The organism is Acetobacter senegalensis (assembly GCF_001580995.1).
Lineage (GTDB): Bacteria > Pseudomonadota > Alphaproteobacteria > Acetobacterales > Acetobacteraceae > Acetobacter > Acetobacter senegalensis.
In genome coordinates this window covers 1-831 of the sequence record NZ_LHZU01000017.1, presented here as the reverse complement: position 1 = coordinate 831, position 831 = coordinate 1, and the positions used below count along the sequence as shown (strand labels likewise).

2 protein-coding genes are annotated in these 831 nt (G+C 57.3%); both read right to left on the bottom strand.

Translation table 11 applies throughout. The features are described from left to right. Positions 1-468 (bottom strand): NADPH-dependent FMN reductase (locus AD948_RS00100; RefSeq protein WP_061470215.1); only part of this gene is annotated, 468 nt, incomplete at its 3' end. 226 nt (positions 469-694) lie between these two features. Further along, positions 695-831 (bottom strand): pirin-like C-terminal cupin domain-containing protein (locus AD948_RS17445; protein ID WP_276325344.1); only part of this gene is annotated, 137 nt, incomplete at its 5' end.

The following is an 831-nucleotide window of genomic DNA, read 5'->3' as shown; positions in this document are numbered from 1 at the left end:
CTTTCCTGTGGCCTGCCCTATCATCACTTCAGGCCGGTTCAGAACATAGGCGTTCAGAAACACCAGACTTTGCCGCAGATGATACTGCGCCCGCGCACCCCCTATAGCACCGGGAGACGCTGTCTGGATTGCCAGCGGTTTGCCTGCAAACGGCTGCGGCGTTACGCGGGAGAGCCAGTCCAGTGCGTTCTTGAGCACACCCGGCACGGAGTAATTATACTCAGGTGTGACAACAATCACCCCATCCGCCGCACGTATCTGCTCGGCCATGGCCAGAACAGGCTCAGGAAAACCTGCATCCTGCACATCCTGATTGTAATGAGGGAACGCGCTGATGCACCCCAACGGCGCGATCGTGATCCCCTCCGGCGCAAGGTCCGGCAAGGTGCGCGCCACAATGCCATTGAAAGATGCCTTGCGCAGGCTACCCAGAAGCGTGACGAAATGAAGCGGTGTGCCCTGTGTCATGAGTCTGTCTGTCCTTTTCCTTTATGCGTGTTCCACAAACAGCATCTTTCCGGAAGAAAGCCAGTCTGAAGAATGCGCCGGGCTTGTGCCCTTATCTGCTTTGATCTGTGTACAGGGTGGGGCGGGTATCAGGTTCTCAGAAAGAGGGGGCAGTTCAAGACTCTGTCCCCCTCCTTTCCTACCATACCGACCGGCTCGGCGTAGCCCGCCACCAATACCCTGCTCCTCAGGCGGCGATACCGCCAAACCGGCCCGCTTTGAAATCCTCTAACGCCTGACGGATTTCTTCCTGGGTATTCATGACAAACGGGCCATAACCAGCAATGGGTTCGTTCAGCGGCTGACCTGTGAGCACCAGAAAGC